This window comes from Janthinobacterium rivuli, assembly GCF_029690045.1.
Lineage (GTDB): Bacteria > Pseudomonadota > Gammaproteobacteria > Burkholderiales > Burkholderiaceae_D > Janthinobacterium > Janthinobacterium rivuli.
In genome coordinates this window covers 2,897,998-2,916,424 of record NZ_CP121464.1, presented here as the reverse complement: position 1 = coordinate 2,916,424, position 18,427 = coordinate 2,897,998, and the positions used below count along the sequence as shown (strand labels likewise).

Below are 18,427 nucleotides of genomic sequence, written 5' to 3'. Positions count from 1 at the left end.
GTCGCCTGTACAAGGTAACAACGATTCAAGGCCTGCCCACCCGCACGCGCCACACTCTTCACGAAAGAAACTTGCCCAATGAGCATCATCAGCAATGCATTGTCAGGCAGCATCGCCGCCCAGGCCGCACTCAATGCGGCCAGCCAGAACATCGCCAACCTGCAAACGGCGGGCTACACCCGTCAAGGCGTGCTGTTGTCTTCGCTTGGCGCCACCGCCGGCGTGCGCTCGGCCGGCAATGGCGTGGAAGTGTCCGCCCTGCTGCGCTTTGCCGATGCTTATAAAAGCCAGCAAATGTGGCGTGCCGCGTCCGACCAGGGCGCCCGTTCGCAGACCCAGCCTTACCTGACTCAGCTCGAGCGCGTGATGGGCGACGATGCCTCCAGCATCAGCAACGGCATCGACGGCTTTTTCGCCGCGCTCAATGCCTCGGCCGTCGACCCGACCTCGACGCCGCTGCGCCAGCAGATCATCACCTCGGCCGACGCCATGTCGCAGCGCTTCAACAGCATCAGCACCGTGATGGGCAACCAATTGCTGTCGCTGCAGCAACAACGCGCAGCGATCGTGCCGCAAGCCAATACCACGCTGGCCAATATCGCCGCACTGAACCAGCGCATCAGCACCTCCGCGGCCTCGGGCACGAACGTGTCATCGCTGATGGATGCGCGCGACCAGCTGATCGATGGCCTGGCCGCGCAAATGGGCATCGACGTCCTCGACCAGCCAGACGGCTCGCGCAATATCTCGCTGAAGTCGGGCCAGCCGCTGGTCATCGGCAGTCTGGCCGGCACCTTGACCAGCAACATGACGAACACGGGCGAGCAAACCCTGAGCCTTGATTTCGCCAAGTCGTCGTACACCCTCGATCTGGTCACCATCGGCGGCCAGATGGGCGGCCTGGGCGAATTCGAGAGAAATACCCTGAAACCGCTGCAACAGTCGCTGCAAGACATGGCCACCCAGTTGACCAGCAAGGTCAACGCACAGCTGGCACTGGGCACGACCATGGCCCCGCCTCCTGGCAATAACGGCACCCCCTTGCTGGCCTACGCGAATGGCAAGCTGAGCATTACTCCCGGCTTTAACGCCAAGGACCTGGCCCTGTCGCTGACGGGCGCGGCCGGCGACAGCGGCAACTTGCAGAAATTGATCGATATCAAGAATCAATCGATCAATGTGAGCTGGGTGGGCGCGGTCCTGATGAGCGATGCGGATACGCAGCTGGTCGGCAAGCTGGCTATCTACAGCCAGCAGAACCAGGCCCTGCTGAAGACGTCCAACACGGTGCGCGCGCAAGCCATCGACGACTGGAAGTCCACCAGCGGCGTGAACAAGGACGAGGAAGCGATGAACCTGGTCGAATTCCAGAATATGTACCAGGCAAACATGAAAGTCATTTCCGTGGCGAATACCTTGTTTGATGCCACTTTGCAAATGATGGGTTAAGGAGAAGAGCATGCGTGTCGCCAGCAGCCAGTATCAATCGCTGATTAATATTTCTCTTCAGCAAAATCAGGAACGCATCAATTACCTGACCCAGCAAATGTCGTCGGGCTTGCGCATCCAGCTGCCATCGGACGATCCGATCGGCAACGTGCGCATTTCGCGCCTGACGCGCGAGCAAGCCATGGTCACGCAATACCAGGACAATATCGCCACGGTCAAAGTGCGCCTGCTGAAGAATGAAAACTACCTGTCGAGCATGGTCACCGACATGGGCCAGGTGCGCGACCTGCTGGTGTGGGCCGCCGACGGCAGCAATGCGCCGGACGACCTGAATGCGATGACGCAATCGCTGATCGCCATGCGCGACAGCGTGCTGTACACGGCCAACCTGAAGGACCAGGAAGGCCGCTACATGTTTTCCGGCACGGATACCGACAAGCCGGCCATCGCTTTCGATCCCGCTGCGAATCCCGGCTTGCGCTACACTTACAACGGCAACACCGCCACGCAAACCGTGGTGGTGGGCAATGGCGTGACGCAGGCGGCCAACGTCGACGTGGACAAGCTGCAAGTGTGGCTGAACAAGATCGACCAGGCCATCGACACGCTGAGCAAGCCTGGCGTCAGTCCGAACGACCCAGCCGTGCGCAGCGTGGTGGGTGCAGCGCTCGATGGCACCGATGACGGCATGGATTTACTTTCCGGCAAGATCGCCATCTTTGGCGGCGCGCAAAACATCCTCACCACGCTCTCCGGCAACCTGGCCAATGTATCGCTGTCGAACGACATGGCGTTGTCCGATCTGAAGAAGACCGACATGGGCGCGGCCGCCATTGAACTGACCGGCTACCAGACGGCCCTGCAGGCAACCTATAAAGCCTACGCCAAAGTTGGCACCATTTCCCTGTTTGATCTTCTCTGACCATCATGCAAATCGTTCAGACCTCCTCCTCTTCCGGCGTCAATGCCAAAGGCGCCGGCACCGCGCGCGTCGTCGATGACGCGTCCGCCGCGGTCAAAGGCAGCGCCAGCGCGCGCAGCGAGGCGCCTGCAGCGAGGAGTTCAACGGCGAACCTGCAGCGTGGCCTGAGCAACTGGGATCACCAGTTGCAGGGGGAAATTTCTAACGCGCAACAAACCCTCGACTATCTGGAACGCAGCAGCAGCCAGTTGCAGGCACTGAAAAGCGAACTGGCGGCCAAGCTGGCCGCACGCCAGGGCCGCGAAGGGCAAGTCGAGGCCAGAGTACGCCAGTTCAGCAATACATGGCGCCAGCGCGCCAGCGCCTCGGGCGGCACGCTCGACGCACAGCTCAGCTATACCAGCCCGCAAGCGGCGCAGCAGAACTTCAGCATCCGCGGCCTGACCATGGCCAGCCTGCAGGAAGGCCCGCAGGAAGTGCTGGCCTTTTCCGTCGGCGGCGCGAACCAGGCCTTGCGCTCGGTGAATATCGAACCTGGCCTAAGCCAGAATGAAATCGTCTCGCGCTTCGACCGCGCACTGATGCCGTCCGGCATCGGCGTCAAGCTGGGCGAAAATGGCGAACTGGTGTTCAGCACATCGGAAGCGGCCTGGACCAACGTGCGCGACAGCCTGTCCGTGCGCGGCAGCGGCATCCGCTACCCGACCGGCCAGATGAGCCGCGTGCGCACAGATGCGGAACCGGCCGCCATCGCCCCGGAAGAATGGCATACCGGCGACACGGAAGCCCTGCGCGCCACCTTGCAGCAAGTGGTGCAGGCGCTGGCGCAGTTGCAGGCGGCGCGCAGCTCCGTCAGCCTGGCCCTGGCGCAGGCGACGGGACGGGTGGCCCGCGCGCAACCGGTACAAGTGCACGTCAGCATGGATACCCTGGCGGAAAACTTCACGGAAAAGGCCAGCCAGCCCGGCTATGAGTCGCTGCTGGCGATCAGCTCGGCGCTGGTCGGCATCAGCCGCGAGCGAGTCGTCGCCCTGCTGGGCCTGGATTAAAAACGCCGGCCCGCGGCCAGCATTGCGCTCAGCTGCTCGACAGGCACCGCGCCTGAAAATACATAACCCTGCGCATAATCGCAACCGGCGGCCCGCAGCAAGTCACGCTGCGTGGCCGTCTCCACGCCTTCCGCCACCACTGTCAGGCCCAGCTGCTGCGCCAGACTGATGATGGCCGCGCATACGGCCAGCGCAGCGTCTCCCGGCCCCAGATCCCGCACCAGCGAGGAGTCGAGCTTGAGCACTTCGAGATCGCCCCGCTTCAGGCAGGCCAGCGAGATGTTGCCGACGCCAAAGTCGTCGAGCGCCAGCGCCAGGCCCATGGCGCGGAACTGGCGCAAGCGGTCGATCACCTGGCGCGCCTCGTCGAGCAGCACGGCTTCCGTTGTTTCGATGACGATGGCGCCCGGCGCCAGGCCCGCCCGCGCCAGGGCGTTGCCCCAATCCTGGTACAGCGCGGCGTCGCAGCGAAATTCCACGGCCGACTTGTTGATACATACCTGGAACATGGCGCCATGCTCGTCCTGCCACTGGCGCGCCTGGCGTACGACCTGGCGAAACACCCACTCGCCGATATCGATGATCAGGCCGTTGGCCTCGGCAAAGGCGATGAAATCGGCGGGCACGAGCAAGCCGCGCAGCGGATGGCGCCAGCGCAACAGCGCCTCGGCCCGCTCAATCGTGCCATCGCACAGGCGGATGATGGGCTGGTAATGCACTTCAAACTGATCCTGCGCCAGCGCCAGGCGCATCTCGCGCACCGTGGCGCGGCGCAGATCGGCCGCCTGCTGCAAGGCCGGCGTGAAATAGCTGTAGCCGTTGCGCCCCGCGCTCTTGGCCGCATACATGGCCTGGTCGGCATGCCGCAGCAAGCTGTCCGGCGCCTCCGCGTCGGCCGGATACAGGGCCACGCCCACGCTGGCCGACACTTGCGCCGTATCGCCGTCGAGCACGAACGGCAGGGCCAGCGCCGTCGTCAAGTCCTGCAGCACGCGTTCGATGCCGCCCAGCTGCCCCACGCCGGCGAGGATGACGGTGAACTCGTCGCCGCCCAGGCGCGCCACCGTATCGGTGGCGCGAACATGCGCGCTGATGCGCAGCGCCGCCTGGCGCAGCAGCATGTCGCCCTTCTCGTGGCCGAGGCGGTCATTCACCTGCTTGAAATGGTCGAGGTCGATGAACAGCAGGGCCAGGCAAGCGCCCTCCCGTTTGGCGTGCCGCGCCTCATGTTGCAAGCGGTCGAGGAACATGTGGCGGTTCGGTAATCCCGTCAAGGGATCGAAATTGGCTTGCCGCCAGATGCGCTCGGACGCCGCGCGCTGCGCCGTGATGTCGCTGACCAGCGCCAGCGCGCCCAAATAGGTGCCGCAGGAGTCGAAGATGGGATTGGTGGCCAGGGTGGCCCACAAGGTGCTGCCGTCACGCCGCTGGAACTTGAATTCGTGGCGCTCGACGATGCCATCCTGGCGCCGCGCGATGTTGCGCTCCAGGATGGCGCGCCCCTCGTCATCCATGAAGGCGGCCAGCGGCTGGCCCAGCATATCCTCGATCCGGCAACCGAGCATCTGTGCCATCTTCGGATTGACAAAGCTGGTCAGCGCCTGCGCATCGATTTCCCAGATACCCTCCTCGGCGCTGTGCACGATGCGCCGGAAGCGCTCTTCGCTGCGTTCGAGCGCGGCCAGCTTGCCCTCGGCCTGCTCCAGCACCAAGCGTAGCGCCTGACCGTTCGGATCGGCGCTGCCCAGCAGGCTGACGGGCAAGCCGGCCTCGCGCGCGCCGGTACACGGCGGACGCAGCCGTACCTGCAGCTGGATGCGCTCGGGCTCGCTGCTATTGAGCACGCGCTGCACGAACTGCTCGAAATCGTGGCGGAACGCCTCATGCACATAGGATCGGAACAGCACATGGCCAAGGCGCTCGCGCACCAGGCCGAACAATTCAGCCGCCACCAGGTTGACCTGCACGATCGCGCCATCGATGCCCAGCACGAAATAGGCGACGGGCGCCAGCAGGTATAAATCGTTGAAATAGGCTTGCTCGCGTTCGGCCTTCACCCGTTCCGGGCTGAAGACGCCATCGTCAAGCAAAGACATGGCTGGCCACGGCACGGGGTCGTGGCCATGCAGGGAGGAATCAGGAGCTGAGACCGCATGCGGCGTATTGTCCATGGCTATCCTTTGCACCACCGCCCAGGCAATCAGGCGGACGCTGTCCCGAGACTAGCATGCGCAACGCGCAGTGTCGAGCGATGCATGCCGGCATGACACTTCCGGCACGCGGCGGCCGTCAGGACGGCTAGGCGCGCGGCGAAGCCGGGCGCGAGCGGCCATGCTTGAGCGCGTGCATGCCTGTCCGCAAGGCAAGCAGGCAAGCATCGCCGAATAACGACGCGCCGCCGTTGAGGCGCCGCCGCAATACCCGTAGCGCCATCCCGTAGCGGCCGGAGCGATACAACTGCTTGATCAGCCCGCGCGCGACTGGCGCATGCAGCGTGGCATCGTCGCACTTGCGCAGGTAGTCGGTCAGTTCCGTGTCGTCCAGCACTTCGCCAAAGTTGAAAAAACCATGGAAACCGAACGTGGGACCGGCCGGCATAATGCCTTCGAAGGCAAAGCTGGAGGCCAGGCCAGCATCGGCGAAACGCACGCCAAACTCCTGGCGCAGCCGGTCGCCATGCAGTTCGCAGATCGCATAATCCTCCGGATGGGGTTGCGTGATGGCCAGCTGCGGCAAGACGTCATACAGGCGCCGCGAACGCAGCGAAAAACCGCCATTGCCGACGGCCACCGGGCGATGCGACCACGGTGAACCGATATAGTCGCAGTCCAGGAAAGCGTTCTGCCATTGGCGTGCATCGACGATGAAACTGTCCCACTGCATGACGAGCACATGCGTGCCGCTGAAATGGGCGCCCAGCTCATGCACCATGAATGCCGAATACGCTTCCACGCTCTCGATGGGGGCGATCAGTACCTGGCGTATATGCGGGGGCAAATCATGCAGGCGGGAAGTGAACAGCAGGCATTCCTTGAAATCGGCGCCGGCCAGGCAGCGCTCGATGGCAAAGCTGGCCAGCTCGGGATAACGCGTTTCCACGCACACCAGGCTGATGTTGCGAAGGTCCAGTTTGTCATTATGCATTACAGGCTTTTCATCGGAGTGCAGGTGGAAGGCGTACCAGGCGCGGGCATGGCATATTTTGCAACGCCCGCATGATACAGCGCAAACGGGAGCGGGACAAGGGGCATGGCCTCCCGGCACCATCGGCGCGCGAACGGCTCAGCGGCCCATGCGGCGCCGGCGCAAGCCGAAATCATGGCCCACCACCAGCAAGGTGCTGGCCACCAGGCTCGACAGCCCCACGATCAGCTGGATCAATTTGTCGTCAGGCAAGATCCACAGCGACGAGTCCGGCGTCTCGCAGCCCGTGGCCGCGCTGATCAGGGGAGACACCCAGGCCGCGTCCGGCGTCACGTCAAGCACGACGGCGCCGTCGGCACTTGTCTGCATATAGATGTCGCCGCCCTCGGCCAAGGTGAAGCAGATGCCCACGCCCGTTTCCGTGGCGCGGATATTGTCCTGCATGCTGCGGTTATGTTCTTCGATCCACACTTCCACGTCGTACGGCGTTTCCAGGTGCTCCCACGGACGGGGGCGGAAACGGGGACGTTCGTCCGCACTGGCCGGCGTGTCGGGAATGTCGGGAACGTCGGGGATGTTGCTGTCTGCTGCGCCTTGCATGCTGGTTGACCTTTTCTGCGGTGATGCGGCGGGACCGGTTGCCTGCCAGTCGCCATTATCCACCGTTCATGGCAAGCATGGTATTCCCATGGCGAATTCATCAGAAAAACTGACAGCTATCGACTTTAAAGATCAACATACCTGACTTAAAATACGCACCATCTCTTCTTTACAGGCTTTACATGCAAGGCATCAAACGCAAAATCGTCTACGTCACCGCCTTTGAAATCATCGGCATGGCCATTTCCACGGCTTGGCTGACTCTGCTTTCGGGCGAGTCGCCCACCAGCACGGGCCCGCTGGCCATCATGATCACCACCATCGCCGTGATCTGGAACCTGCTCTACAACACGGCCTTCGAATACTGGGAAATCCGGCAAGTGTCGCGCACGCGCACCGTCTGGCGCCGCATCCTGCACGCGATCGGCTTCCAGATCACCTTGGTCATCTACCTGATTCCGCTGATCGCCTGGTGGCTCGACATCAGCCTGTGGCAAGCCTTCGTGCTGGACTTCGCCCTGATGCTGATCATCCCGTGCTACAGCTTCATTTTTAACTATTTCTTCGATGGTTTATTCGGCGTGCCCCTGTCGGCGCAGCAGCCGAAGGAAGAGGCGCCCGACGTTCAGGCAGCTTCGCTGAGTAACTGAAGAAAGGACCGCGCCGCCATGCCCAGCGGCCGGTCCTTCATCCACACCAGGTGGATGGGCACGACCAGGCCATTGCCCGTATTCTTGAACGCCACGCAGCGTACCCGCCCCGCCGCCAGCGAATGCTGGATGGCCGAGGCCGCAAAGTTGCCCCATCCCAAGCCCGCTTCCACCATGGCCAGCGCCATCGGCAAGCTGTCCGTGCGCCAATAGGACAGCCCGACCACGGGACGCGCATCGGCCAGGTCGAGTTCGCGGCTGGCGACGATGATCTGACGCAAATTCACCAATTCCTCGATATACAAGGGCTGGCCCGCCGCGCTGGGCGGATGCTGGGTCGAGATAATCGCCAGCAAGGCATCGCTGCCCACCAGCTGGAACTGCTCCTCGTGATTGATGCGTCCGCCAGCAAACGCCATGCAGGCGCTGATGCGGCCCCGGTGCAGCATGTCGAGCACATCATCCTGCGGCGCCGTCAGCACTTCGATGTCAAGCAGCGGATGGCGCTGCGACAGCGCGCGCACGGCGGCCAGGAAGGGCGTATGGTCGAGCTCGGCCGCGATGCCCAGCGAAATGCGGCTTTCCAGTCCCTGCGACAATTCCTGCACGTGCAGGTGCAACTGTTTCAACTGTTCGGCGATCAGGCGCGCATGCGGTATCAGGGCCATGGCGGCCGGCGTGGGCACGGCTTCGCGCGCGCCGCGGTCGAACAGGGTGATGCCCAGTTCCGCCTCGATATTGGCCATCGCCATGCTGACGGCCGACGGCGCCCGCCGCAAGGCGCGCGCGGCGGCCGAGAACGAGCCGCCGTCGACGACGGCCAGGAACAGTTCGATGTTATGGCTGGAGAGTTTCATGGAATCGAAAAATGGGAAGCGGAAAGCGGGCGGCACGTTTGCGCCGCCGGCGATAGAATGAAAGAAATCTCGATAGCAGGAGGAGCCATGACTCATCCACTTCCCTACCGCCGCGGCGGCTATGTCTCGGAATTCACGCGCTTTATCGACGGCTACCTGCGCGACCATCCAGAAGCGCAAACCAGCCAGCGCCTGGGCTGGCGCATTTACTGGGAACGCCCCGTGAATTTCGATGAATGGCGGCGCACCGAACGCGATAGCGTGCCGGAGCCGCCTTACCATTACGACTAAAAAGCTCCTAGCCTTTCCAGACGCGCTGCAATCCCGTATCGGCATGGATCCAGCCGCCACGCGGGCCGTTGCGGTAATAGAAGCCCACGCCGCCCTGCTTGAAGCTGCGCACGAGCGAACCGAGCACTTCTGCATTCAGGTTCGCCACGCGGATGTCGGCGGCGCGGCCCGAGATGTGCAGCGACTGGCGCGCGGCCGGTACGCCCGCTTCGCGCAGGCGGCTGTTCGACTCGGCCGTGCGGTAGCCCGACAAAATCTCCAGCGGCTGCTCGATGCCGTAGCGGGCCACGAACGCTTGCGTGCCCCACAGGGTTTCCAGCAGTTTCGGGTCGATGGGCGCCGTCTTCTTGCCGTTCACGTCGCGCAGCAAGTGGCACAGTTCCTGGTAGGCCGAATCGATGACTTCGCCATCTTTCCAGTACAGCAGCTTGGCTTTTTCATTGCTGGCCGGGCGCACCACTTCCAGGGTGCGGGGCTTGAGCCAGAATTCCAGGTCCAGCGCTTGCGCATCAAAAATGTCGGGTGGCGGTTCCATCTCGGTGATGACCGAGCGCGACTGCGAGGTGACCGAGCGGTCGATGCTGGCCAGTTGCGTCGGCTGCGGCGGCACGGCCGTGCGCGGCGCGCGCGGCTTGGCGCTGGCCGAAGCCGAGGCGGGAGCGGCCGTGCGCGAGGCGCAGCCGATGAGCGGGGTGGCAACCAGGCCCAGCGCGGCCAGGCCCATACCGTGGTGTAGAAAATTTCTGCGCGATGCCATAGTCAGTCCAATATAACGATGGGAATACTATAGCGTATTGTGCCGCGAAGAAAAACCCTCAATGCCTATCGTGTCGCCCTCATTTCAAGGCATTTTGCGTCAGGCGGCAGCTGCAACGGCGACGCCCGCGCCTTTCGCCTGCGCCAGCGCCGTCAATGGCTTGTCGAGCAGATAACCCTGGGCGACGATGGGCAAGCCCGTGGCGGCGGCGATGCGCTGCAGCGCAGCCAGCGCGGCCGGCGTGTCGAGGCGTTTGAAAATGACGCGGATTTTCGCCGCATGGCACACGGTGACGAAGCTGGCGACGGCCTGCTCGTCGCTGAGGTTGCCCGCATCGAGCTTGAACGCATGCGGGTGCAAACGCTCCAGCATGCCCGTGGCCTCCTGCACGCTGGCCACATTGATGGCCAGGCGGAAACCGTTGCGCCGGTAATTGTCGGCCACATAGTTGAGCAGCCAGCCCTGGTTCGGCGTGACCGTCGGCAATTGCAGCACGATGCGCTCGATGGGCAAACCCAACGCGTCGAGGATGCGCTGAAAGGCGTGGCCGTGATTGCTGCTGACGGCGCTCAGCAAGCGGTCATGCACGTTCAGGTACAGGTCGGCTTCCTCCGCTTCGCTCTGGCGGAAGAAATTGATCGCGTGCAGCATGCGGCACAGCCGGTCCAGCTCCACCGATTCATCGTCGCTGGCCGCGTGATCGAGCAAGCGCCACAGCGACAAGCCCTCGTCCGCCTTCGACACGCTGCGTGCCAGCCCTTCGAACGCCACCAGCTTGCCGCTGTCCAGTTCGCGCAGCGGCTGGAAAGCGCTGGTCATGGTGCAATTGAAAAAGCGCCCCAGCGCCCTGCCCTCCCCGTCGAGCCAGACGCTGGTGCCGGCCTGGGTTTGGTGCGACAGGCGGGCCAGGTAATTTTTCAGGACGGGAAATGGCATACATGCTCCTTCATCGGGCTGCGCCAGTTGCCCTCATGGGGAAGGCGGCGCCAAAGTGTGCAGAGTAAGGCAGCGCCAGGCAAAGGAGAACGAATGGTTTCGCCATTTGATATGCGCCCAGCACATAAGAGGTGCGACGGCCAGCGCATAACGATACTCGGAAACATTCCTTCCAGCCACCTGCCCCGGCCTTTACTGTGCTCATGTACCGATACCATCAGGAAGGGCCGCCATGTGCCAGTTACTCGCAATGAACAGCAGCAAGCCGGCCGCGCTGGGTTTCTCCTTTGCCGGCTTTGCCGAACGGGGCGGACGCACGGACGAGCACCGCGACGGCTGGGGCATCGCCTATCATTCCAGTAGCGGCTGCACCCTGCTGACGGATCACCTGGCTGCCATCGATTCACCGCTGGCGGCCCAGGTGCAGCGGCATCCTGTGAAGGCGAAAAACATCGTCGCGCACATCCGCAAGGCCACGCAGGGCCGCATCGCCCCGGAAAACACCCACCCGTTCGCCCGCGAACTGTGGGGCAAGACCTGGTCCTTCGCCCACAATGGCGACTTGAAAACGTGGTGCGCGCCCGCCAATGCGCACTACCGCGCCAGCGGCGACACGGACAGCGAACAGGCCTTTTGCCACCTGCTGGCCACCTTGCGCACGCAGTTTCCCCAGGGTGAACCCGCGCGCGCCGCCTTGCGCGCCGCCATCGCCGAGGTCGCCACGGAAATCGCTGCGCACGGCACCTTCAATTTCATCCTGTCGGACGGCGAACTGCTGTTTGCCCACTGTTCCACGCATTTGCACTACGTGATACGCGAATACCCGTTTTCCGTGGCGCAACTGATCGACTGCGAGCGCAGCATCGACTTTCGCCAGCACAACCACCTGGACGACCGCATCGCCGTCATCGCCACGCATCCGCTGACGCAAAACGAGGAGTGGCTGGCGTTCGCACCGGGAGAACTGAAACTGTTTGCCGGCGGCACCTTGCTGCTGGCAAACGAGAGCGCGCAACAAGGCATGCAACCAGGCGTGTATATCCAGATCAGTTATTGAAGAGAATTATGCAAAGGGAGGAAATGGCCCGCCGCCGGATGGGCGGCCTAAAGTGCAGGATAGGCGTCAGGCCGAATTGCAGTTGCAAAAGCGCTTGCGCTTGGGGTCGCCGCTGGCGATACCCGCGGGGTCAATCTGTTTCCAGCAAAAAATCGTTTCCACGCCATACGGCGAACGCACATTGCCCGCCTCGATATACCCCTGCTTGACGAAAAAGGACTGGCTGCTGGCCGTGCTGTGCAGTTGCAGGGCCTTGATGCCCCACTCGCGCGCCTGCGCTTCCAGTTGCTCGACCAGCGCCTTGCCGGCGCCGCGGCCTTGCGCCTCGGGCAACAGGTAGCACAGGGCCAGCTTGCCGGCGCGCGTCAGCAAGCCGACGCCGACCACGGCTCCCGCCTCGACTGCGACCAGCGAAAAATTGGTGGGCGACGCGAACCAGCACGCCACCATCTGCGGTGTTTTATTGCCCAGCCAGGCTTCCAGGATGGCCGGATCATCCCGATGATCGAGGCTGCAGCATTCGACGATGGAGCGTCGTAATACGTTGCACGCCTCGAAAGCGTCGGTCGATGTTGCAATACGAATTTCAAGACTCATGTACGCTCACAAAATATTCCAGTTGCCGATGCAGACGGTTCTACCCCTGTATCGTGCGATTCGACTATACACCAAGCGGCGCTTTCGGGTTTTTTGCCGCACGCCACGGGCCGGTTTTGCCTATGGCGCGATGCCTGCAGACTAAGTGCTGATGCGCATCTTGCCCACGAATGTTTCCAGAAATCGATATCTGTTTTTTAGCGCAAACGGGAATCGAATCTAAGCATATTACGAAAAATTCGTTTCTTTTCCGGCCGGAATTTTAGACTATGTCTATCTATTCTCACAACAAGAGTTCAACATGACCCATTCCAACGCCGTATCGACTGCCGCAGCAGCGCTCACCCAACGCTCGCGCCGCTGGTTCCTGGCCAGCGCCCTGGCCGCTTCCGCTGCCGCCATGAGCTTGCCGATGGCCGCCAGCGCCGCCGAACCGGTGGTCTTGCTGAACGCGTCCTACGACGTGATGCGCGAACTATTCAAGGATGTAAATCCAGCATTTATTGCTGATTGGAAAGCCAAAACGGGCGAAACGATTACCATCAAGCAATCGCACGGCGGTTCCAGCAAGCAGGCGCGCTCCGTCGCCGATGGCCTGGAAGCGTCCGTCGTGACGATGAATCAGGCCAATGACATCGACATCCTCGTCGACCGCGGCCTCGTGGTGGCCGACTGGGCCAAGAAATTCCCGAACAATGCGGCGCCGTTCTACTCGACCATGGTGTACCTGGTGCGCAAAGGCAACCCGAAACACATCAAGGATTGGGACGACCTGGCCAAGCCCGGCATCAAGGTCATCGTGCCAAACCCGAAAACCTCGGGCAACGGCCGCTACACCTACCTGGCGGCCTGGGGCTATGCCGTGAAAAAAGGCGGCAGCGAAGCGCAGGCGCGCGACCTCGTCACCAAGCTGTTCAAGAACGTGCCCGTGCTCGATGGCGGCGGCCGCGGCGCCACCACCACCTTCACGCAACGTGAAATCGGCGACGTGCTGGTGACGTTTGAAAATGAAGTGCAACTGGTGCGCGCCGAGTTCGGCGACAACTTTGAAGTGGTGTATCCAAGCATCTCGATCCTGGCCGAGTCGCCGGTGGCCGTCGTCGACAAGGTCGTGGACCGCCGCGGCGTCCGCAAGGAAGCCACGGCCTACCTGCAATACCTGTACTCGGAAGCAGGCCAGGAACTGGTCGCCAAGCACTATTTGCGCCCCCGTTCGGCAACAGTAGCCAAGAAATACGCGGCCAGCTTCAAGCCGATCACCCTGTTCACCATCGATGACGTCTTTGGCGGCTGGAAACAGGCGCAAAAGAAACACTTTGACGATGGCGGCGAGTTCGACAAGATTTATCAGAAGTAAATTCGCCGCATCAGCTCAAAACCGGGACATGTGAACTGAACCCCAAAAGTTGGACACCAACTTTTGGGGTTTTTCATGTCGAAGTACAGTGAGCAATTTAAGCTCAGCATTATCCAGCAATATTTGTCCGGTTCTGTGGGGTATAAACAGATTGCTGACAAGCACAATCTTCATCATTCAACTGTGAGATTGTGGATTAAATTGCATGCAGCGCATGGCATTGGCGGCCTGGTAAAAAAGTTCAGCCATTACAGTGCAGAGTTCAAGCTCTCTGTGTTGCAGCATATGTGGGCCGCTGATTTGTCTTGCTGGCAGGTCGCCGCGCTATTCAATATCCGCAATCGCGGCATCATCAGTCATTGGGAGCGCTGCTATCATAGCGGGGGTCTAGAAGCCCTGATTCCACGCAAACGTGGAAAGCCCAAGCAAATGCCCTTACCATCACCTACAGAGCCGTCCGAATCCCTTCCGGATCCCGCAGAACGCACCCACGACGAATTGGTCGCCGAGGTAAACCAATTGCGCATGGAGGTAGCTTACCTAAAAAAGTTAGAAGCCTTAGCTCAAGCGCAGAAGCGGCAGAGTACGACAACGCGCAAAAAACGCAAGTAGTCACTGAGCTAAGGCCGTATTTCCCGTTGAGCGCATTGCTTGAGCTCGCTGGCATGCCACGCAGTACTTTCTACTATCAGCAGAAAGCGGCCCAGGCATGCGACAAATATGCAGGACTGAAGAAGCAGATCGCTGCCATCTATGCTCGCCACAAGGGGCGGTATGGTTACCGGCGCATCACTTTGGCCATCAGACAATTGGGCGAGAAGGTCAACCACAAAACTGTTCAAAGCCTGATGCGCAAGCTCGGCCTCAAGTCGCTGGTACGGCCCAAAAAGTATCGGTCGTACAAAGGAGAGGTCGGACAAGCAGCGCCGCATATCCTGAAGCGATGCTTCGAGGCCAATGGCGCCAATCAAAAATGGGTGACGGATGTGACGGAGTTCAAGGTGCGCGGCGAGAAGCTGTACCTCTCGCCGGTCATGGATTTGTACAACGGCGAAATCATTGCATTTGAGACCTCAAGGCATCCAGAGTTCGCATTGGTTGGCAGCATGCTCAGGAAGGCTTTGAAAAAGCTCAAGCACGATGAGAGGCCCATCATGCATTCGGATCAAGGCTGGCAATACCGAATGTCGGCTTATCAGCGTGCATTACAAGAAAAAAAAGTGGTGCAGAGCATGTCGCGTAAAGGGAACTGTCTTGACAATGCGGCCATGGAAAGCTTCTTCGCGGTGCTCAAGACAGAGTTCTTCTATCTGAACAAGTTCGGCAGCGTCGATGAACTACAACGCGGCATCAAAAAGTACATCCACTACTATAATCACGACCGCATCAAGCTCAAGCTAAAAGGGCTGAGTCCCGTGCAATACAGAACTCAGCCCTGGGTAACCTAGCAAACTAAACCGTCCAACTATCTGGGGTCAGTTCATTTGTCCCGGTTTTTTCATGTCCGCGCCTGTTTGCGCATATCGATATGCGCATCGATTCGTGGTCAAAACTCCGCGCGCGCCGTACTCTGGCCTTGTCGCGCCGCATGGCGTATTACGGGAACAAAGGAAATATCATGGCTATCTCGGAAGTGAATGTACGCAACCAGTTTCGCGGCAAGATCAAGGAAATCATCTTTGGCCCCGTGGTGTCGGAAGTGGACGTGGAAACGCCGCACGGCATCGTCACCTCGGTCATCACCTCGCGCTCGATCAAGGATCTGGACCTGAAAGTGGGCAGCGAAGTCATCGCGCTGGTGAAATCGACGGAAGTGTCGATCGCCAAGATCCAGTAAGCGTTATCCGCCCACTGACGCCGCGCCCCCTTGCCATCCGGCAGCGGCGCGGCGTTTGCATCAGGGCTTGATATACGCATACCCTTCCTGCCACTGCAAGCGGCTCAACTCGGCAACGCCCGAGGGTACGATGATGGCTTCGGGCAGCACGCGCTGGCGGTCGATGTTGCGTCCTTGCAAGGTGTTATTGCAGACGCGAAAGCTCACGCCACGCTTGGCCAGCTCGCGCACCACTGCATCATACGGATTGCCATTCTTGTCGATGGCGCCATCGAGCAGAAAATCGATGCCGGGGCCGTGCGCGACGAGCACGATGGTGGCTTGGGGGCTGGCGTCCAGGTGATTGCGGATGTTTTTCAGCGCAGCCGTGGCATTGCTGGCGTCATTGACGTGATACACCACCTTTTCCTCCTTCTGCGCTGCCGTGGCGGCGGTGCAAGCGAGCAAGGAAAGAAGGATGGCGGAGAACCAGCGGCGCAAGATTGTCATGAGATGTCCATTTCAGTGGCAGATTAAAAACATTGCCATCATATCAATCTCTGAATAAATACGTAAACGTGCGACTAACGGGCAACTTTTCCGTGCTGCCGCGCAGCAACACCTGCATGCGCTCGGCATCGATGCGTTCGGCCGCTTCGATGGCTTTCACGTTGACCATGGTGCCACGGTGGATTTGCCAGAACTGTTCCGGATCGAGGCCGCCCAATAAATCCTTGAGCGGCGTGCGCACCAGCGCTTCCGAGCCGGCCAGCACCACGCGCGTGTACTTGGTGTCGGCCTGGAAGAACAGCACGTCGTTGATGTCGATCAAACGGATCTGCTTGCCCACGCTGGCCCTGATCCATTTCAGTTTTTCGCGCGGCGGCGCCGGCAAGGCGGCGCGCAGTGATTGCAATAAATTGGCCATATCGGCCGGCTGGGCGCCGAGCTTGTCGCGCAGCCGGGCCAGCGCCCGCTGCAGGCGTTCGGCCTGCACGGGCTTCAACAGATAATCGACGGCGCCCGCGTCGAAGGCATCGACGGCATACTGGTCATATGCGGTGACAAATACCACGTGCGCCCGGCTGCCGATGCGCTCGGCCACTTCCAAGCCCGACAGGCCAGGCATGCGGATGTCGAGGAAGACCACGTCCGGCTCATGCTCGAGGAAACCGTCCCAGGCGTCGTTACCGTTTTCCGCCACCAGCACGATGCGCGCCTCGGGCCAGGCCAGCGCCAGCATCGTTTGCAGGCGTTCGCGCATCAGGGGCTCGTCTTCGGCGATCAGGATGGTGGTATTCATGCGGCAAGTTCCTTGGTAGTCATCGGCAATACGATCTCGGCGAGCACGCCCTCCTCCTCGCCATTTTGCACATGCAGGCTGGCAGCGGCCGCGGCCAGCTGCAGCCGGCGGCGCACATTTTCCAGGCCCAGGCCGCCTCCGGGCGCACTCGCGGCGCCCAGGCCCACACCGGTATCCTGCACGCGCAAGCGCATGGCGCCGTCCGCATCGAGCAGGGCCGAGACGACGATCTCGCCACCCCGCAGCGATGGCTCGATGCCATGCTTGATGGCGTTTTCCACCAGGGTCAGCAAGATCATGCTGGGCACCTGTATCTGCGCCAGGCCGGGCGGCAAGCCGAGGCGGAAGGAAAGGCGCGCGCCCATGCGTACCTGCATCACTTGCAGATACGCTTGCACGACGTCAAATTCCGTTTGCAGGGGCACCTGGTCGGCGCGCATCTCGGCCAGGCTGGCGCGCAAGAAGGCGATCAGGTTGGCCGTCAGCGCGGCCGCCTGCGCCGCCCCGCTGGCGCCCTGCTCGGCCAGCTGCTGCACGGCGCCCAGGGTGTTGAACAGGAAATGCGGTTCGATCTGCGCGCGCAGCAAACGCAGCTGCGATTCGCTCAGTTCGCGCGCCAGACGGTCGCGCTCGGCATCCTGCTGCAGCTGCAGGGCCAGCGCTTCGTACTGGCGGTTGCGCCACAGAACAACGATGGTCATCGGCACCATGTAGACCAGCCCGGCAGTGAGCGCGGCCCAGCCGCCCACGCGCGCGCCGCGCTCAATGGCCACGCCGATGGAAGCATGACCTTCCAGCATGGCGCGCAGCACACCGATCGCCACACCGCCCAGGGCCGGCACCAGCAGTAGCAACAGCAGCGTCTTGAACTTCTTTTGCGCCAGCTTGCGGTAATTGAACCAGACCCCCAGCACGCCCCAGGCCATCGCCAGGCCCAACACATTGCTGAGCACCACGGCCTTGGTCCAGCCCACCTTGTCGGGCAGCAGCAGATGCAGCACGACGCCGATGATGCTGAACAACAGCACCAGCCTGGCCGCCGCCAGGTAAAAGCCAGCGCCCCGGTACTTGAGCATGAAGGCGTGGAATTGCTGGCGCTCGATCGGCGTCAAAGTCACGAGCCGCAACGCCACCCAGCGCCGCCAGCCCTGCGGGACCTGGGCCGCCGTGTCCGGATGCGCAAGCACCCTGAGGGTTTCATCGTCGTAACAGCGATACCATCCGGCAAATTTTTTCCACATGCTGCGTTCTCCTTGTCGTCTCAATCAGGCATGAACGCAGTCTACGGCGCCCTTGGTACAGGGCATAGCGCGGGGCGACGAAGCACGAAGCGGCAGGCATCAACGACGAAGCGCACGGCGCCTGCCGGACTCGCGCTGCCAATATTGCTGAAATAATACGAAGTTTCCAAGACGAAATCAATAATCGCGCAACAATTTTCACTACGGCAAGATTAGCCTCAATTATTTGCCAAATTGGCCGCAACGCCGCTTGTCGCGGGCCTGTACCGTAGACATCGCTTGATCTTTAATGGTATTGTTTAAGCTTGGCAAATATTGCCTCCGAGATACACGCCGCGTCCCCGCGCGGCCCGTTTCCGGATTTGCGCGCAGCGCCCACGATGGCGCCCCAAAACTGCTTT

19 protein-coding genes are annotated in these 18,427 nt (G+C 61.5%); 9 read left to right on the top strand and 10 right to left on the bottom strand.

All coding sequences use genetic code 11. The annotated features are described in order from the left end of the window. Positions 1 to 78: 78 nt before the first annotated feature. The 3 genes from flgK to P9875_RS13385 are packed head-to-tail and all read left to right on the top strand — an operon-like array spanning position 79 to position 3,420. Positions 79 to 1,449, top strand: coding sequence for a flagellar hook-associated protein FlgK (gene flgK, locus P9875_RS13395; protein WP_278318665.1), 1,371 nt, complete (start codon positions 79 to 81; stop codon positions 1,447 to 1,449). 10 nt (positions 1,450 to 1,459) lie between these two features. Continuing rightward, complete coding sequence (gene flgL / locus P9875_RS13390) at positions 1,460 to 2,371, top strand: flagellar hook-associated protein FlgL (protein ID WP_278318664.1); 912 nt, start codon at positions 1,460 to 1,462, stop codon at positions 2,369 to 2,371. Between the two features lie 5 nt (positions 2,372 to 2,376). Next, the gene (locus P9875_RS13385; RefSeq protein WP_278318663.1) at positions 2,377 to 3,420 is read left to right on the top strand and encodes a hypothetical protein; all 1,044 of its coding nucleotides are present in this window, start codon (positions 2,377 to 2,379) and stop codon (positions 3,418 to 3,420) included. Here the strand turns inward: P9875_RS13385 and P9875_RS13380 are convergent. From P9875_RS13380 to P9875_RS13370, 3 genes are all read right to left on the bottom strand, one after another. Beyond that, positions 3,417 to 5,591 carry a putative bifunctional diguanylate cyclase/phosphodiesterase gene (locus tag P9875_RS13380; RefSeq protein ID WP_341353825.1) on the bottom strand — a complete coding sequence of 725 codons (2,175 nt, stop codon included), beginning with the start codon at positions 5,589 to 5,591 and terminating at the stop codon, positions 3,417 to 3,419. The two genes, P9875_RS13385 and P9875_RS13380, sit on opposite strands and share 4 nt — an antisense overlap. 127 nt (positions 5,592 to 5,718) lie before the next feature. Further along, a complete protein-coding gene (locus P9875_RS13375) occupies positions 5,719 to 6,564 on the bottom strand; it encodes a DUF5672 family protein (protein WP_278318662.1) in 846 nt (281 codons plus the stop codon). A gap of 138 nt (positions 6,565 to 6,702) precedes the next feature. After that, positions 6,703 to 7,164 carry a hypothetical protein gene (locus P9875_RS13370; RefSeq protein WP_278318661.1) on the bottom strand — a complete coding sequence of 154 codons (462 nt, stop codon included), beginning with the start codon at positions 7,162 to 7,164 and terminating at the stop codon, positions 6,703 to 6,705. A 182-nt stretch (positions 7,165 to 7,346) separates the two neighbouring features. On the opposite strand from P9875_RS13370, the gene P9875_RS13365 reads away from it, so the two are divergent. Further along, positions 7,347 to 7,814 (top strand): PACE efflux transporter, encoded by a 468-nt coding sequence (locus P9875_RS13365; RefSeq protein ID WP_100872624.1) that lies wholly within the window; start codon positions 7,347 to 7,349, stop codon positions 7,812 to 7,814. On the opposite strand, the gene P9875_RS13360 is transcribed toward P9875_RS13365, so the two are convergent. Then, complete coding sequence (locus P9875_RS13360; RefSeq protein WP_035826890.1) at positions 7,790 to 8,671, bottom strand: LysR family transcriptional regulator; 882 nt, start codon at positions 8,669 to 8,671, stop codon at positions 7,790 to 7,792. The genes P9875_RS13365 and P9875_RS13360 overlap by 25 nt on opposite strands. 87 nt (positions 8,672 to 8,758) lie before the next feature. Here P9875_RS13360 and P9875_RS13355 point away from each other — a divergent pair, with 87 nt between their 5' ends. After that, positions 8,759 to 8,962: a DUF3460 family protein gene (locus P9875_RS13355; protein WP_035817978.1), complete on the top strand. Its 204-nt coding sequence runs from the start codon at positions 8,759 to 8,761 to the stop codon at positions 8,960 to 8,962. Positions 8,963 to 8,969: 7 nt separating this feature from the next. Here P9875_RS13355 and P9875_RS13350 read toward each other — a convergent pair whose 3' ends face one another. Then, on the bottom strand, positions 8,970 to 9,719 hold the full coding sequence (locus P9875_RS13350; RefSeq protein ID WP_374106421.1) for a YcbK family protein: 750 nt from the start codon (positions 9,717 to 9,719) through the stop codon (positions 8,970 to 8,972). A gap of 99 nt (positions 9,720 to 9,818) precedes the next feature. After that, entirely contained in the window at positions 9,819 to 10,655 is an 837-nt protein-coding gene (locus P9875_RS13345) for an EAL domain-containing protein (RefSeq protein ID WP_278318660.1), read from the bottom strand. A gap of 250 nt (positions 10,656 to 10,905) precedes the next feature. On the opposite strand from P9875_RS13345, the gene P9875_RS13340 reads away from it, so the two are divergent. Beyond that, a complete protein-coding gene (locus P9875_RS13340) occupies positions 10,906 to 11,712 on the top strand; it encodes a class II glutamine amidotransferase (protein ID WP_423221852.1) in 807 nt (268 codons plus the stop codon). Positions 11,713 to 11,778: 66 nt separating this feature from the next. Here the strand turns inward: P9875_RS13340 and P9875_RS13335 are convergent, their stop codons facing one another. Next, complete coding sequence (locus tag P9875_RS13335) at positions 11,779 to 12,309, bottom strand: GNAT family N-acetyltransferase (RefSeq protein WP_278318658.1); 531 nt, start codon at positions 12,307 to 12,309, stop codon at positions 11,779 to 11,781. A gap of 301 nt (positions 12,310 to 12,610) precedes the next feature. Here P9875_RS13335 and P9875_RS13330 point away from each other — a divergent pair, with 301 nt between their 5' ends. The 3 genes from P9875_RS13330 to P9875_RS13320 all read left to right on the top strand — a co-directional run bounded on the left by P9875_RS13330 (position 12,611) and on the right by P9875_RS13320 (position 15,503). Further along, entirely contained in the window at positions 12,611 to 13,666 is a 1,056-nt protein-coding gene (locus P9875_RS13330; RefSeq protein ID WP_278318657.1) for a sulfate ABC transporter substrate-binding protein, read from the top strand. Between the two features lie 75 nt (positions 13,667 to 13,741). Continuing rightward, a protein-coding gene (locus P9875_RS13325; protein ID WP_423221840.1) for an IS3 family transposase occupies positions 13,742 to 15,114 on the top strand; the annotation gives its coding sequence in 2 pieces (ribosomal slippage) (positions 13,742 to 14,216 and positions 14,216 to 15,114; 1,374 coding nt in all). Between the two features lie 170 nt (positions 15,115 to 15,284). Continuing rightward, a complete protein-coding gene (locus P9875_RS13320; protein WP_034757699.1) occupies positions 15,285 to 15,503 on the top strand; it encodes a TOBE domain-containing protein in 219 nt (72 codons plus the stop codon). Between the two features lie 60 nt (positions 15,504 to 15,563). Here P9875_RS13320 and P9875_RS13315 read toward each other — a convergent pair whose 3' ends face one another. From P9875_RS13315 to P9875_RS13305, 3 genes are read right to left on the bottom strand one after another with little or no spacing between them, the layout of a single operon-like run. Continuing rightward, a complete protein-coding gene (locus P9875_RS13315) occupies positions 15,564 to 15,992 on the bottom strand; it encodes a DsrE family protein (protein ID WP_099380204.1) in 429 nt (142 codons plus the stop codon). A 43-nt stretch (positions 15,993 to 16,035) separates the two neighbouring features. After that, a complete protein-coding gene (locus tag P9875_RS13310; protein ID WP_099402320.1) occupies positions 16,036 to 16,785 on the bottom strand; it encodes a LytR/AlgR family response regulator transcription factor in 750 nt (249 codons plus the stop codon). Beyond that, positions 16,782 to 18,026 carry a sensor histidine kinase gene (locus P9875_RS13305; RefSeq protein ID WP_278318655.1) on the bottom strand — a complete coding sequence of 415 codons (1,245 nt, stop codon included), beginning with the start codon at positions 18,024 to 18,026 and terminating at the stop codon, positions 16,782 to 16,784. Before P9875_RS13305 ends, P9875_RS13310 begins: the two co-directional genes overlap by 4 nt. Positions 18,027 to 18,427 lie beyond the last annotated feature (401 nt).